13 protein-coding genes are annotated in these 14,691 nt (G+C 71.4%); 4 read left to right on the top strand and 9 right to left on the bottom strand.

Annotation, left to right across the window (positions count from 1 at the left end):
- Nucleotides 1-46: 46 nt before the first annotated feature.
- Nucleotides 47-700, top strand: coding sequence for a histidine phosphatase family protein (locus JG540_RS04680; RefSeq protein ID WP_200277646.1), 654 nt, complete (start codon nucleotides 47-49; stop codon nucleotides 698-700).
- A gap of 127 nt (nucleotides 701-827) precedes the next feature.
- Here JG540_RS04680 and JG540_RS04685 read toward each other — a convergent pair whose 3' ends face one another.
- From JG540_RS04685 to lipB, 7 genes are all read right to left on the bottom strand, one after another.
- On the bottom strand, nucleotides 828-1,637 hold the full coding sequence (locus JG540_RS04685) for an amino acid ABC transporter ATP-binding protein (RefSeq protein WP_325133415.1): 810 nt from the start codon (nucleotides 1,635-1,637) through the stop codon (nucleotides 828-830).
- Nucleotides 1,634-2,611, bottom strand: coding sequence for an amino acid ABC transporter permease (locus tag JG540_RS04690; protein WP_234042913.1), 978 nt, complete (start codon nucleotides 2,609-2,611; stop codon nucleotides 1,634-1,636). Before JG540_RS04690 ends, JG540_RS04685 begins: the two co-directional genes overlap by 4 nt.
- A gap of 63 nt (nucleotides 2,612-2,674) precedes the next feature.
- The gene (locus JG540_RS04695; RefSeq protein ID WP_200277647.1) at nucleotides 2,675-3,616 is read right to left on the bottom strand and encodes an ABC transporter substrate-binding protein; all 942 of its coding nucleotides are present in this window, start codon (nucleotides 3,614-3,616) and stop codon (nucleotides 2,675-2,677) included.
- A gap of 204 nt (nucleotides 3,617-3,820) precedes the next feature.
- Nucleotides 3,821-5,245, bottom strand: coding sequence for a type I glutamate--ammonia ligase (glnA, locus tag JG540_RS04700; protein ID WP_200277649.1), 1,425 nt, complete (start codon nucleotides 5,243-5,245; stop codon nucleotides 3,821-3,823).
- Nucleotides 5,246-5,470: 225 nt separating this feature from the next.
- On the bottom strand, nucleotides 5,471-6,193 hold the full coding sequence (locus JG540_RS04705) for a DUF4191 domain-containing protein (protein WP_200277651.1): 723 nt from the start codon (nucleotides 6,191-6,193) through the stop codon (nucleotides 5,471-5,473).
- Nucleotides 6,194-6,239: 46 nt separating this feature from the next.
- The gene (lipA, locus tag JG540_RS04710) at nucleotides 6,240-7,322 is read right to left on the bottom strand and encodes a lipoyl synthase (protein WP_200278102.1); all 1,083 of its coding nucleotides are present in this window, start codon (nucleotides 7,320-7,322) and stop codon (nucleotides 6,240-6,242) included.
- 58 nt (nucleotides 7,323-7,380) lie between these two features.
- Complete coding sequence (gene lipB, locus JG540_RS04715; RefSeq protein ID WP_200277653.1) at nucleotides 7,381-8,064, bottom strand: lipoyl(octanoyl) transferase LipB; 684 nt, start codon at nucleotides 8,062-8,064, stop codon at nucleotides 7,381-7,383.
- A gap of 89 nt (nucleotides 8,065-8,153) precedes the next feature.
- Here lipB and JG540_RS04720 point away from each other — a divergent pair, with 89 nt between their 5' ends.
- The 3 genes from JG540_RS04720 to JG540_RS04730 are packed head-to-tail and all read left to right on the top strand — an operon-like array spanning nucleotide 8,154 to nucleotide 11,263.
- Complete coding sequence (locus JG540_RS04720) at nucleotides 8,154-9,998, top strand: protein kinase domain-containing protein (protein WP_200277655.1); 1,845 nt, start codon at nucleotides 8,154-8,156, stop codon at nucleotides 9,996-9,998.
- 45 nt (nucleotides 9,999-10,043) lie between these two features.
- Nucleotides 10,044-10,292, top strand: a complete 249-nt coding sequence (locus JG540_RS04725; RefSeq protein WP_200277657.1) for a hypothetical protein — start codon at nucleotides 10,044-10,046, stop codon at nucleotides 10,290-10,292.
- On the top strand, nucleotides 10,289-11,263 hold the full coding sequence (locus JG540_RS04730) for a Clp protease N-terminal domain-containing protein (RefSeq protein ID WP_200277659.1): 975 nt from the start codon (nucleotides 10,289-10,291) through the stop codon (nucleotides 11,261-11,263). The genes JG540_RS04725 and JG540_RS04730 overlap by 4 nt, the downstream gene beginning before the upstream one ends.
- Before the next feature lie 251 nt (nucleotides 11,264-11,514).
- Here the strand turns inward: JG540_RS04730 and sucB are convergent, their stop codons facing one another.
- Nucleotides 11,515-13,170, bottom strand: coding sequence for a 2-oxoglutarate dehydrogenase, E2 component, dihydrolipoamide succinyltransferase (sucB, locus tag JG540_RS04735; protein ID WP_200277661.1), 1,656 nt, complete (start codon nucleotides 13,168-13,170; stop codon nucleotides 11,515-11,517).
- A gap of 32 nt (nucleotides 13,171-13,202) precedes the next feature.
- Nucleotides 13,203-14,576: a dihydrolipoyl dehydrogenase gene (gene lpdA, locus JG540_RS04740; protein WP_200277663.1), complete on the bottom strand. Its 1,374-nt coding sequence runs from the start codon at nucleotides 14,574-14,576 to the stop codon at nucleotides 13,203-13,205.
- Nucleotides 14,577-14,691: the final 115 nt, after the last annotated feature.

A 14,691-nucleotide genomic window follows, 5' to 3' on the forward strand; every position in this document is an offset into this window, starting at 1 on the left:
CCTTTGACGTGCCGCCGCGTCCTGTGGGACTGGCAGACTGTCCTCCGTGAGACTCCTGCTAGTGCGCCACGGACACACCTCGTCCAACACCCTGTCAGCCCTGGACACCGCCTTCCCGGGGGCGCCCCTGGACGAGACCGGGCAGGTCCAGGCCCAGGCGCTCGTAAGCACCCTGGGGGAGCAGGGCCTCCTGGAGACCATCAGCTCCTTGTGGGTCTCCCCGCTGTTGCGGGCCCGCCAGAGCATCGCCCCGCTGGAGCAGGCGCTGGGCCAGCAGGCCCAGGTCCGTGAGGGGCTGCGGGAGGTGCGGGCCGGTGACCTGGAGATGGCCCAGGACCCGGCCGCTATAGGCTGCTGGACGGACACCACCCGTTCCTGGATGGTGGGCCGCACCCGCTGCCGCCTGCCCGGCTCCCCGGAGGACGGGGCCCAGACCCTGGCACGCTTCGACGCCGTGGTCGAGGAGATCTGGCAGAAGACGGCGGCCCAGGACCCGGGCGGCACCGCGCTGCTGCTGGCCCACGGCACGGTGCTGCGGCTGTGGACCGCGCAGCGGGCCGCCGCGGCCACGGGCGCCACCTCCGCCTGGATCGCGGAGCACCCGATGGGCAACACGGCGCTGAGCGGCGTCGAGGGCAGTCCCCAGGAGGGGTGGTTCCTGGCGGGCTGGAACGACGGCGAGTGGGTGCCGCGGCCCTAGCGGAGGCCGGTAGCCCCTGCGTCGTCGGCGCCACCTGCAGCCGGACGTGCCCAGGGCCCGGCCGCGCGGCCCTACCGGCCAGGAGCGCCGGACACCGCTGGAGTCCGCCCCGGCCGGTTCCCGGGCCTCAGCGCACCGAGGACAGGAAGGCGCGGGTGCGCTCCTGCTCGGGGTTCTCCAGCACCTGGGAGGGCGGCCCCATCTCACAGACCACGCCCTGGTCCATAAAGACCACCGTGTCGGCCACGTCCCGGGCGAAACCGATCTCGTGGGTCACCACCAGCATGGTCATGCCCGCCGCCGCCAGGTCCTTCATGACCTGCAGCACCTCTCCGACCAGCTCCGGGTCCAGGGCGGAGGTGGGCTCGTCAAAGAGCATGATCTCCGGGTCCATGGCCAGGGCGCGGGCGATCGCCACCCGCTGCTGCTGGCCGCCGGAGAGCTGGGAGGGGTAGTGGTCCAGGCGGTCGGCCAGCCCCACCCGGGTGAGCTGCTCGACGGCGACCTGGCGGGCCTGCTCCTTGGAGCGGCCCAGGACCTGGACCTGGGCCTCCATCACGTTGCCCAGGGCGGTCATGTGGGGGAACAGGTTGAAGCGCTGGAAGACCATGCCGATGCGGCTGCGCTGACGGGCCTTGACCTTGTTGGGCAGGTCGTGGAGCACCACCTTTCCGTCGGCCTTGACCTCCTCGCGCATACCCATGAGCTCGCCGTCCACGTAGACGCGGCCTGCGGAGACCGTCTCCAGCTCATTGACGCAGCGCAGCAGGGTGGACTTGCCGGAGCCGGAGGGGCCGATCACGCAGCAGACCTCGCCGGGGGAGATCTCCAGGTCCACGCCCTTGAGGACGTGCAGGTGGCCGAAGAGCTTGTGCACCCCCTGGATACTGACCATCGGGGGCCTGGGGGAGCTGGTGGGCTGGTTCTGTGCGTTCATGGGGTGTACTCGATCATCGGGTCGTCCTTGGTGGTTCCGGCAGCCAGGATCGCCTGCTGACGGCGGGACATGCCCCGCCGGGGCCGGTTGGGCTGGGCGCTGTCGCTGGAGAAGCCGCGCCCGTAGTAGCGCTCCAGGTAGTGCTGGCCCACCATCAGGACGGTGGTGATCAGCAGGTACCACAGGGAGGCCACGATCAGCAGGGGGATCGGCTGGAAGAGGCGGGAGCCCTCCTGGCTGGCCACGAAGGTCAGCTCCAGGGAGACGGGCACGGCGGTGACCAGGGAGGTGGTCTTGAGCATGGAGATGGTCTCGTTGCCGGTGGGCGGCACGATCACCCGCATGGCCTGGGGCATGACCACGCGCCGCAGGATCTGCTGGTTGCTCATGCCCAGGGCGCTGGCCGCCTCACGCTGTCCGGGGTCCACCGAGTTCAGGCCGGAGCGGACGATCTCGGATAGGTAGGCACCTTCGTTCAGGCCCAGGCCCACGATCGCGCAGACCGCCCCGGTGAACACCGTCCTGGTCTCGAAGACCAGCAGCTCGGGCCCGAAGGGCACCCCCAGGCTCAGGTGGGTGTAGAGCGCTGGTAGCAGCCCCCAGAAGACCAGCTGGGTGTAGATCGGGGTGCCCCGGAAGAACCAGACGTAGGCGTAGGCGACCCCGCGCAGGATGGGGTTCTCGCTCTGGCGCATGACGGCGGTGAGCACCGCCAGGGTGATGCCGATCAGCATGGCTGCGACCGTCAGGGCCAGGGTCCAGCCCACGGCGCCGACGATCAGGTCGTAGCGCAGGTAGAAGACCACCAGGTCCCAGCGCAGCTTCTCGTTGGTGACCAGGCCGTGCAGGAGCATGGCGGCCAGCACCGCGACGACGGCCGCGGAGATCCACCGGCCGGGGTGGGGTACCGGGCGCAGGTGGTTGAGCTCGATCCCGGCTGCGGGGTCCGGGGCGGGGTGTGCTTGCTTGGACATGGGCCTTCCTTAACGCTGACGGCGCTGGGGCACCAGGCGGGCACCTGGTGCCCCAGCCGCGGCTCAGACGACGGGGTTGATCTCGGCGATGTTGAGGGCCTGGGACTCGTCGATCCCCCAGGTCGTGAGGATTTCCGACCACATGCCTTCGTCCATGAGGTACTGCAGGGCCTTCTGGACAGCCTCGGCGGTGGCGGGGTCGTCGGCGGAGACCACCACGCCCTGAGGCGCGGAGTCCACGACCTCGCCAGCGGTCTCCACCTGGCCGCCGGTCTGCAGCTGGGCGTAGCCGGCGACGGTGGAGTCGGAGAAGGTGGCGTCCAGGGCTCCTCCGGCCAGGGCGGTGGCGGCGTCGGAGTGGGCGGCGTAGGACTTGACCTGGATGGGCTTGTGGCCGGTGGACTGGCAGCCTTGGCTGTAGCCGTTAAGCGTCTCCTCCTGGGCGGTGCCGGTCTGTACGCCGATGGTCAGGCCGCACAGGTTCACGCTGCTGGAGACGTCGAGCTGCTTGGGGTTGCCCTTGGGCACGTTGAACTGGGAGCCGACGTTGATGTAGGAGATCAGGGTCGCGGACTCCTGCCGCTCCTTGGTGATGGTGAAGGAGGAGATGCCCAGGTCGTACTTGGTGCCCACGGCGGGGATGATCGAGTCGAACTGGGCGGTGGTGACCTCTACCTCCAGGCCCAGCACCTTGCCCAGGGCCTTGGCCAGGTCCACGTCGTAGCCTACGGCGTTGCCTGCCGGGTCCAGGAACTCGGCGGGGGCGTAGTCGGTGGAGGCGCCGATGGTGAGCTTGCCGTCAGCCTTCACGGAGTCTGGCAGCAGTGCGGATATCTCCGGCTGCTCGGTGATCTTGGAGCTGTCGTAGACGGGGATGGTGACGGCCCCGGTGCCGGGGCCCTGGCTGGAGCCGTTCTTGGCCTCCAGGTCCGCGGCCGAGGTACAGGCGGACAGGGCCAGTGCGGCGGTGACGACGCTGGCCAAGGCGATGGGGGTGCGCTTCATGGTGTGCTCCTGGTGACTGCTGCTGACCGTCTGGTCGGCCAGCCCTGGTAGGAACAATAGTCAATTGAGTGCATAAGTATGCAAGTTGGGGGTGGTGTGTGAGTGTTGCGCCGGACACAGCGGCCCCGGAGCCACTGAGGCTGCCGGGGCCGTCTGCCTGCACGCAGGGTCCTGAGGTATGTAGCGACAAGCCTTGGCCGGGTGTCACATGTCGTAGTACATCTCGAACTCGTAGGGATGGGGACGCAGGCGCATCGGCACCACCTCATTGTCCCGCTTGTACCGGACCCAGGTGCGGATCAGGTCCGCGGTGAAGACCCCACCCTCCGTGAGGTAGTCGTGGTCCGCCTCCAGGCAGTCCAGCGCCGCCTCCAGGCTGGTGGGCAGCTTCTCGATGTCGTGGAACTCCTCCGGGGCCAGCTCGTAGAGGTCCTTGTCGATCGGCTCGCGCGGCTCGATCCGGTTGCGGATGCCGTCAATACCTGCCATCAGCACGGCGGAGAAGGCCAGGTAGGGGTTGGAGGAGGGGTCCGGTACCCGGTACTCCACCCGCTTGGCCCTGGCCGAGGAGCCTGTCACCGGGATGCGGATGCAGGCCGAGCGGTTGCGCGCCGAGTACACGAGGTTCACCGGGGCCTCGAAGCCCGGCACCAGGCGGCGGTAGGAGTTCACGGAGGGGTTGGTGAAGGCCAGCAGGCTGGGGGCGTGGGCCAGGATGCCGCCGATGTACCAGCGGGCCAGGTCCGAGAGCTGGCCGTAGCCCCGCTCGTCGAAGAACAGCGGCCTGCCGTCCTTCCACAGGGAGTGGTGGGTGTGCATGCCCGAGCCGGCCTCCCCGAAGATCGGCTTGGGCATGAAGGTAGCGGTCTTGCCGTGCCGCCAGGCCTCGTTCTTGACGATGTACTTGAACTTCATCATGTCGTCGCCCGCGGCCAGCAGGGAGGCGAAGCGGTAGTTGATCTCCTGCTGCCCGCCGGTGCCGACCTCGTGGTGGGCGCGCTCGATCTGCAGCCCGGACTCCAGGCAGGTGCGCACCATGGCGTCACGGATGTCCGCCATCTGGTCGTTGGGGGACACCGGGAAGTAGCCGCCCTGGAAGGAGGTCTTGTAGCCCTTGTTGCCGCCCTCCTCCCGGCGTCCGGTGTTCCAGGCGGCCTCCACCGAGTCGATGGCGTAGCGCGTGCAGGACGGTGTGGTCTCGTACTCGATGGAGTCAAAGAGGTAGAACTCCGCCTCCGCGCCGATGTAGCAGGTGTCGGCGATCCCGGTGGAGCGCAGGTAGGCCTCCGCCTTGGTGGCGATCGAGCGCGGGTCTCGGGAGAAGACCTCGTCAGTGAAGGGGTCCACGATCGAGAAGTTGATGATCAGGGTCTTCTCCACGCGGAAAGGGTCCAGGTAGGCGGTGGAGACGTCCGGCACCAGCTTCATGTCCGACTCGTGGATCGCGGTGAAGCCCCGGATGGAGGAGCCGTCGAACATGAGCCCCTCGGTCAGGGCGTCCTCCCGGAAGGCGGTCACCGGGATCGAGAAGTGCTGCATGACGCCCGGCAGGTCGCAGAAGCGCACGTCGATCAGCTGGACCCCCTCCCGGTCGATGAACTCCAGCGCCTCGTCTGCGTCCTTGAACATCGGTGCTTGTCCTCCGTGGCACGGTCTGGTGCCTGTCTGCGGTGATCTGGGGCCGGCTGGCGGCAGGACCAAGGCTAGTGGCATAGGCGTGACACCGTGGTGCCGGGGGTGTGTCGGCATTGTTTCCCGGCAGGTAGCAGGAAGCGCGGTACCCCGGTCTTTCTGGGTGCCGCGCTTCTGTGCCTACGGAGCCTGCCTGCAGGCTGCCCGCCGAGGTCTGTCGGCTCAGCGGCCGCGCAGGGCCCGCCGGTCAGGACGCACCTTGGACGGGTCGATGCCCTTGGGGACCGGCAGCCCCTTGGCGCCCAGGGAGCGCAGCCGCTTGGCGACCTCCGCGACCTCGGCGTCGGTCAGGGCCGTAGGCTTGGTGGGCAGCTTGCGCATGGTGCGTTCCAGCTCCAGCAGCGGGGTCTGGCCCTCCCCGGAGCCCACGAAGATCTTGTGCACCGGCACGTTGCGCAGGATCCGGTTGATCCGGTGCGCCTCGTCCTCGGCGGTGCGGCGCGTGCGCCCCAGGGGCCCCTCCACGATCAGCACGACGCCGGGCCGCCCCACGGCCCGCCACACCAGGTCATGGGTCTTGGGGTCCAGGAAGACCGGGTTCTGCTCAACGCTCCAGCCGCGGCGGATCTGGTCCAGGACCGCCTTGGCGGCACCGGGGGTGCCCTCGATCTGGGAGTAGGAGGCGCGGCGCACCGCCCAGGACAGCAGCGCCAGGTCAGCCACCAGCGCGACCATCACCACCAGCAGCAGCCAGTACCAAAGGGGCTGCCCGGTGACCAAGGAGAGCAGCACGGCCAAGGCCGTAGCAGCGGCGAAGACCCCCAGGAGGGCCCAGCCGATCCAGGGGTAGGTGCGCTTGGAGATCGTGTAGGAGTCCTTCAGGTTGGACGCCAGCTGCACGACCCGGTTCTTCTTCTTGGGGGCGGGGGCCTCAGTCTTGCTCACAGGCCCCAGGATAGACGACGCACCACCGCACGCTGCGCCGTCACCCTCAGCTCTGCCCTGCCGTCTGGGGGACCAGCAGCGAGGAGGCCTCCTGGCGGGCCGTGGCCGGGGCCGCCGCCTCCTCCATCCCGGCTGGCACCGGGCGTCCCTTGGCGCGCAGGGCCCGCCCCCAGAGCATCCCGGAGCGGTAGGAGGAGCGCACCAGGGGCCCGCTCATGACCGCGGGCACACCCGCCTCCTCCGCCAGGGCGGCCAGCTCGACGAACTCCTCGGGCTTGACCCAGCGGTCGATCGGGTGGTGCAGCTTGGAGGGGCGCATGTACTGGGTGATGGTCAGGATGTCGCAGCCCGCACTGACCAGGTCCTTGATGGCGGTCTCCACCTCCTGGCGGGTCTCGCCCATGCCCAGGATCAGGTTCGACTTGGTCAGCACCCCGGCGTCGGAGACCCGCCGCAGCACGCCCAGGGAGCGCTCGTAGGAGAAGGCCGGGCGGATCTTCCTGAAGATCCGGGGCACCGTCTCCAGGTTGTGGGCGTAGACCTCCGGGGCCGCGGAGACGACCTCGTCAATGGCCTGCGGGTCACCCTTGAAGTCCGGCACCAGCAGCTCGATGCCGCAGCCGGGAGCCTGCAGGTGCACCTGCCGGGCGGTCTCCGCGTACAGCCAGGCGCCGCCGTCGGGCAGGTCGTCCCGCGCCACCCCGGTGACCGTGGCGTAGCGCAGCTGCATCTGGGCGATGGAGGCCGCCACCCGCCGGGGCTCGTCCTGGTCGAAGTCGGTGGGGCGGCCGGTGGCGATGTCACAGAAGTCGCAGCGGCGCGTGCAGATCTCCCCGGCGATCAGGAAGGAGGCCTCCCGGTCGTTCCAGCACTCGTAGATATTGGGGCAGTTGGCCTCTGCGCAGACCGTGTGGAGCTTCTTCTGCCGCACCAGCCCCCGCACCTGCTCGTAGGTGTCGGTGACCACGGCCCGGGTCCTGAGCCAGGCGGGCTTGGACTCGATAGGGGTCTCGGCGTTGCGGGCCTCCACCCGCAGCAGACGACGGCCTTCCGGTGTGACGGTGCTAGCCACGTTCATCCCTTCAAGATCAGGCCCCGCACGGACAGCCTCCCGCGCGGCGCTCTGGATGATTCTAGGACGACGCAGCAGCCGGGTGGGACTGAAGGCCCAGAAGAACTGGCTGCGGTCAAGTGGCGTCAGCCACCATCGGGGCCAGCTGCCGCTCCAGGTGCTCCAGCAGCGTCGGCGCCACACCTGCCACGGACAGCGCCGCTCCGGTCTCCGCGACCAAGGAGGTGACCCCGGCGTCGTCGATCCCGCAGGGGATGATCCGGTCCAGGCAGAAGGCCGACAGGTCAGGGCACACGTTCAGGCCGATGCCGTGCATGGTGACCCCCCGGGCCACCCGCACCCCCAGGGCGCAGACCTTCCGCTCCACGGCGCCGCCCCGGCCCGCACCCGCAGGCACCCACACCCCGGAACGCCCCGGGACCCGCACGGTCTCCAGGCCCAGCTCCGTGCACAGCCCTATCACCGCCTCCTCCAGGGCGCGCACGTAGGCGATCACGTCAAGCGGGGGCCGCAGACGCAGTACCGGGTAGACGGTCAGCTGGCCCGGCCCGTGCCAGGTGGTCTTGCCGCCCCGGTCCACCGCCACCACCGGCACGTGCCCCGGCTCCACGAACTCGCCAGATGGGCGCTCCCAGGAACGGGCCCGCCGCCCTACCGTGTACACCGGCTCGTGCTCCAAGGCGATCAGGGTGGCGGGGCGCTGGCCCTGGGCCACCTGCTCGTGCACCTGCGCCTGCAGCTCGCGGCCCTGGGTGTAGGGGACCAGGGCGCGCCCCAGGTCGTACAGAAGGTGCTCCACCCTCCCACCATAGGCCCCCCACGGCCCGAGTTATCCACAGGAACCGGCCCGGCCCCCCAGACCGGGGGCCCAGGCACAACCATGTAGCCATGCGCGTACACAGCCAGCCCCAGCCCGACCCCCTGAGCCCGGAGCAGCTGAGTGTCCTGGAGGACCTCGGCTACCTGCTGGATGAGACGGAGGACCTGGAGGGAGGCTGCTGGCAGGCCCTGGACCCGGCGGGCCAGCCGGTGCGGCTCCGGCTGCTGGAGCTGCCCACCGGGACGCAGCGCGCCAGGAGGCTTCAGCGCCTGAACGAGCTGCGACGGTTGCGCCACCCGGGCCTGGCCCGGCTGGAGGCCCTGCACGAGCTGCCCGGCGGGGTGCTGGCTGCCGCCTGCCAGTTCGTGGAGGGCGCCGACCTGGCGGTGGTGCTGGGGGCCCGGGGGCGGCTACGCCGCGACGAGGCCGCCCAGCTGCTGGCCGACCTGGGGCAGGCCCTGGCCCACCTGCACGAGCAGGGCCTGGTGCACGGGGACGTGTCCGCCGCCAACACGGTCATCACGCCGGAGGGGCACGCGGTGCTGATCGATCTGCTGGGGGGTGCCGGGGAGCTGGGGACCCCCGGGGTGGCGGCTCCCGAGCGGCTCCAGGGTGAGGAGCCCAGCGCGGCCGCGGACGTTTACGCGCTCGCGGCCCTGGTGGAGCAGGCGGTGGCGGCCAGCCAGACGGCGGCGGGTGGGCTGGCGCTGCTGGCGGACGCCCTCAGTGAGGACCCGGGCGCGCGGCCCACGGCCCGGGAGCTGGCGGAACGGGCGCAGCGTCTGGCCGCGCCGGTGCCGGTCAGCCTGCCGCAGTCCGCCGGGCTGGCGGCCGGGATGCTGCGCGCCTGCGCCCAGGTGCCCACCAGGAGGGCCCCGCGGCCCTGGTGGCGACGCCGTGGCGGTGGCCGTGACCGTAGACTCCGGCGAAGCCGAGAGCGCCGTTTCCGGGGTTGGGGGAGCGGCTCTGAGGGGCGTGGGGGCGTACGGCTGGCGGCGGCCGGGCGGGCCGACCTGGAGGCTCTGGTGCGCAAGGAGCCTGCCGCGGTGGCGTCGGCGGAGAGCGAGGGGCTGGCTCTGAGACGGCCTGGGAGCCTGCGGCAGGCTGTTCGTCCCCGACAGGCTGGGCGGCACAGCCGACGGCAAGGCCGGGCAGGGGGGTGGCAGGACTCTGCCCAGGCCGGTGCTGGCCTGGGCGGTGCTGCTAGACGGCGGCGCCGGGGGTGGCCCTGGGCGGGGGCGCCCGTCGAGCTGGGCCTGCTGCTGGCACTGATAGCGGTGCTGGTGCCGCTGCTGACGCCCGCCTGGAGCCCAGCCGCCCGGCTGTGGGCCACCGGGGACGGCGGCGGAGGCGGTGTCCAGGCGGCCGGAGGGACCAGTCCGGCAGCAGCTACCGCCACTACCGGGGCCGCATCCGGGGCGACGGCGGGGCCGGAGCCGGGAGCAGCGCGGCCCCCGACGCCGTCGGCTGCGGGAGCCGGTGCCCCGGCCTCTGCCGGGCCAGCTGATGACGACCTGCTAGGAGCGGTGGTCAGCCTGGCGCGGTCGCGTGACGCGGCCCTGGAGGCGGGGGACGCGCAGGCGCTGGCCAGCACCACGGTCCCGGGCTCGGGCGCCGCCAGCGCCGACCAGCGGCTGCTGGAGTCCCTGCAGGGCAGTGGCCAGACGGTGACGGGGCTGCGCACCGATCTTCAGGGGGTGGTGGAGGTGCCGGTGGCGGGCCTGCCGCTGAGCGCGCCTGCCCCGGCCGGGGCGCGGGCGGTGCGGGCCACCTTGAGCCAGGCGTCCCACCAGCGGCACGCAGACGCGGGTGACTGGACCGTGCCGGTGCAGCGCCCGCGTCAGGTGGTGCTCGTGCTGGTGCCGGAGCCCTGGCGGGTGCTGGAGGTCCTGGAGGTGGAGGACGAGATCTAGCAACCTTGGTTGACAAACCTGTGTGTGTCAACCATAGTTGCTCCTATGGACGCCGTCACCATCGCCGCCGCCGCGGCTGACACCGCCGACCCCCAGGCCGGGCTAAGGGCCGTAGCGGCCCTGCGCCGCCTGACAGACTCCCTGGAGCTGGCCCAGGTGGAGGCGGCGCTGCAGGCCGGCCTGGGCTGGGCGCAGATCGCTCAGCAGCTCGGCGTGACCCGCCAGGCCGTCCACAAGAAGTACGCCAAGCGCGTCCCGCACCCGGCTACCCCCCGCAGCAGGAGGAACCCATGAGCTTCTACCCCCACGTCGTGACCTGGCTGGCAGCCGCCCGCAGCGAGGCGCTGCTGGCCCGCCACCTGCAGATCGAGGAGCTTGACCTCTTCCTGGGCCTGCTCGCCCAGGGCGGGGAGATCGCCCAGGTGCTAGGGGCCCACGGTGTCAGCCTGGCCCGGGCCCGGCAGGCCGCCGCCGAGCTCGACGACGCCGACCTGGCCGCCGTCGGCATCAAGGTGGCGCCGGGGCTGCGGCCCGCCCGCCTGCGCGGGGCCGCGGCCGTCGCCGGGCAGGAGGTGGACCTGGACCTGTCGGAGGCCGCTGCGCAGATCGTCTTCGAGCGCCAGGGCCAGGTCCGCTCCGAGAGGATGGTGCTGCGGAGCCTGCTGAACCCGCCTAGCTCCGCCACTGCCCGGCTGCTGGAGCACCTGGGGGTGCCGGCCGCGGAGCTGCTGGCGGCGCTGGAGCAGCCGCCTCAGCGCCAGGACCAGGTGGTGCAGGACCTGCCGGTGCCGCAGGCCTACCAGGAGCAGGGCCTGCAGCGGGCCCTGCGTTGCCGCCGCTTCGTCTCCGCCCCGCCGCAGCTGCTGCGGGAGCTGGTGTCCCGGCCGGAGGTGCTGCCCCAGTGGTTCCTGGGAGACAGCCAGGTCAGCGAGGCGGGAGAGGGGCGGCTGGTCGTCAGCCTCTTCGGACGGCGGGGCCGGTCGCGGGGCCAGCTGGAGCTGCGGCTGCGCCAGGAGCAGCCGGAGGTGCTGACCTGGGAGCAGCACGCGCGCGGTGGCCGCTACCGCGGAGCGCTGGTCGCTGCGCACAGCCTGCGGCTGGCTCCGGCGCCGGGCGGGACCCTGGTGGAGCTCACCCGGGTGACCCGGGGCTTCGGACGGCTGGGCTGGCTGGTGGCACCTGTACTCCACCGCCTGACCCGCCTGGCGGCGTGCAACCAGCTGACCATGCTGGCCGCCCTGGCTGCGGACGAGCAGCAGGGCTAGAGGCGGCCGGGCCGGGCTGCGCCGTCAGGCCCGTAACGGGTGGTTGGGGTGCGCAGCCCGCGGCGGTCAGCCTACCTGGGGTGCGGGCAGGCTGGGCGGCCAGGCGGCCCAGATAGGCTGGACTTACAGACGACGCAGGTGGGTCTGCCAGGGACGCAGCCGCAGACAGCAGCCGCAGACAAGGTGAGGGGTCCCGCCCAAGTGGGCGGGACCCCTCACCTCCAGCCGGATACTGGTCAGGTGCTAGCGCCTCACAGGCCGAGCTCACCCGCGAAGTCGCCGTCCTCCAGCCGCTTCTTGACGGTCATGAGGTAGCGGGCGGCGTCCGCGCCGTCCACCAGGCGGTGGTCGTAGGACAGCGCCAGGTAGCACACCGAGCGGATGGCGATTACCTCGTTGCCGTCGGCGTCCTTAACCACGCGGGGCTGCTTGACGATCGCCCCCAGGCCGAGGATGGCCACCTCAGGCTGGTTGATGATCGGCGTGTCGAACAGGGCGCCACCGGAGCCGGTGTTGGTGATGGTGAAGGTCGAGCCGGACAGCTCGTCGGGGTTCACCTTGTTGTCGCGGGTGCGGGCCGCCAGGTCGTTGATGCGCTTGGCCAGGCCGGGGATGTTCAGGTCCCCGGCGTCCTTGACCACCGGCACCAGAAGGCCGCGCGGCGTGTCCACCGCGATACCCACGTGCTCGACGTCGTGGTAGGTGACCTCCTTGCCGTTGATGGAGGCGTTGATCTTCGGGTGGGCCTTGAGAGCCTCGGTCGCCGCCTGCACGAAGAAGGGCAGGAAGGTCAGCTTGGTGCCGTTCTTGGCCGCGAAGGCGTCCTTGGCGCGGGCCCGCAGGGCCGCCACCCGGGTGACGTCCACCTCCACCACGGTCGTGAGCTGGGCGGAGGTCTGCAGCGAGTCGATCATGCGCTCGGAGATGACCTGGCGCAGGCGGCTCATCTTCTGCGTGGTGCCGCGCAGCTCGGTGTCCACCGCGACGGCGGCCTTGGCCGGGGCGGCCGGAGCCGCAGCGGCCGGGGTGGGCGCAGCGGCCTTGGCAGCCTCCAGGGCGGCGGCTGCCGCCTCCACGTCCTGCTTGCGGATCCGTCCGCCCACGCCGGTTCCCTTGACCGTGGTCAGGTCCACGCCCTTGTCCCGGGCCAGCTTGCGCACGATCGGGGTGACGTAGGCGGCGGCAGCCACCGCAGCCGCGGACGGCGCCGCCGGAGCCGCAGGCGCGGGGGCCGGGGCGGGTGCCTCCGGGGCCGGGGTCGCAGGCGCGGGGGCGGGCGCTGGAGCTGCGGGCGCGGCAGCCGGGGCGGCAGGCACCGCGGCGGCGTCGCCGATGATCGCGAGCACGGTGCCCACGGCCACGGTCTCGTCCTCGGCCACGCGGATCTCCAGGATGGTGCCGGAGGCGGGGGAGGGGACCTCGGTGTCCACCTTGTCGGTGGCGACCTCCAGCAGGGGCTCGTCGGCGGTGACGGTGTCGCCCACGGACTTGAGCCAGGAGGAGACGGTGCCCTCGGTCACGGACTCGCCCAGGGCGGGCATGGTCACCTCGGTGCCAGTAGCGGAAGCAGGTGCCGGGGCGGAGGCCTCCGGGGCCGGGGCCGGGGCCTCGGCAGCGGGGGCGGCCTCAGGGGCGGCGGCCGGGGCCGCCGGGGCCGCGCCAGCCTCGGAGGGGTCGCCGATGACTGCCAGTACGGTGCCCACGGCCACGGTCTCGTCCTCGGCCACGCGGATCTCCAGGATGGTGCCGGAGGCGGGGGAGGGGACCTCGGTGTCCACCTTGTCGGTGGCGACCTCCAGCAGGGGCTCGTCGGCGGTGACGGTGTCGCCCACGGACTTGAGCCAGGAGGAGACGGTGCCCTCGGTCACGGACTCGCCCAGGGCGGGCATCAACACGTTCTCAGACATGAAACAGCGCTTTCTCTACTCGTGGGTCTGGGTCAGCCGTGGTTGTGCAGCGGCTTGCCGGCAAGGGCCAGGGCGGCCTCACCGAGGGTCTCGTTCTGGGTGGGGTGGGCGTGCACCAGGGAGGCCAGGTCGTTCGCGTCAGCCTCCCAGGAGACCATCAGCTGCCCCTCGCCGACCTGCTCGCCCATGCGGGTGCCGATGGCGTGGAAGCCGACGATCGGCCCGTCCTTGAGGGATACCAGCTTCACGAAGCCGGTGGTGCCCAGGATCTGGCTCTTGGCGTTGCCCGCGACGTTGAACTCGGCGGTGGTGACGTTCTCGGCGCCGTGGACCTCCTTGGCCTTGGCCTCGCTCAGGCCCACGGAGGCGATCTCCGGCTCGCAGAAGGTCACCTTGGGCACCAGGACGTCGTCCACCGGGGTGGGGTCCAGCCCGGCGATCTTCTCGGCCACCACGATGCCCTGGGCGAAGCCGCGGTGGGCCAGCTGGACGCCGGGGACGATGTCGCCCACGGCCCACACGCCCTCGACGTTCGTGCGGCCGTACTCGTCAGCCAGGACGAAGCCCCGGTCCATGGCCACGCCCACCTCCTCGTAGCCGAGGTTGGCGGTCGCCGGTCCGCGGCCGACGGCGATGAGCAGGACCTCGGCCTCCAGGACGCCGCCGTCCTTGGTGTGGACGGTGACGCCGCCGTCGTGGCGGTCCACGTGGTCGAACATGGTGTTGGTCTTGAAGGCGATCTTGCGCTTGCGGAACACGCGCTCCAGGTGCTTGGAGACGGCCTCGTCCTCGTTGGGCACCAGGTGGGGCAGGCCCTCCACGATGGTGACCTGGCAGCCCATGGAGGCCCAGGCGGAGGCGAACTCCACGCCGATCACGCCACCGCCCAGGATCACGGCCGAGCCGGGCACGTGGTCCAGCTCCAGGGCCTGCTCGCTGGTCATGACGGGCCCGGAGACCTCCTGGCCGATGGTCTTGGAGTAGGAGCCGGAGGCCAGCACGACGTGGCGGCCGGTCAGGCGGCGGCCGTCCACCTCCACGGTGTCCTTGGCCACCAGCCTGCCCCAACCCTGGACCAGCTCGATGCCGCGCGAGGAGACCAGGCCCTGCAGGCCCTTGTACATGCGGGAGATGATGCCGTCCTTGTAGGCCTGGACGGCGGGCATGTCGATCCCCTCGAAGGCGGCCTTGATGCCTAGGGCGGAGGCCTCGCGGACGGCGTCGGCGGTCTCGGCGGCGTGCAGGAGGGCCTTGGTGGGCACGCAGCCGCGGTGCAGGCAGGTGCCTCCCACCTTGTCGCTCTCCACCAGGGCGACCTTTAGTCCGAGCTGGGCGCCGCGCAGGGCCGCGGCGTAGCCGCCGGACCCTGCTCCCAGGATGACCATGTCGTACACGGGTTCAGTCACTGAATACTCCTTGGGTGTAGATCTCCGGCCCCTGGCGGGTCGGCTCAGCACGGGGTCATTGTTTCACTCGCACCCAGACGTCGGGGCTGATCTGCGCAGAGCAGAGGGACTACAG

It is taken from the genome of Actinomyces weissii (genome assembly GCF_016598775.1).
Classification (GTDB): domain Bacteria; phylum Actinomycetota; class Actinomycetes; order Actinomycetales; family Actinomycetaceae; genus Actinomyces; species Actinomyces weissii.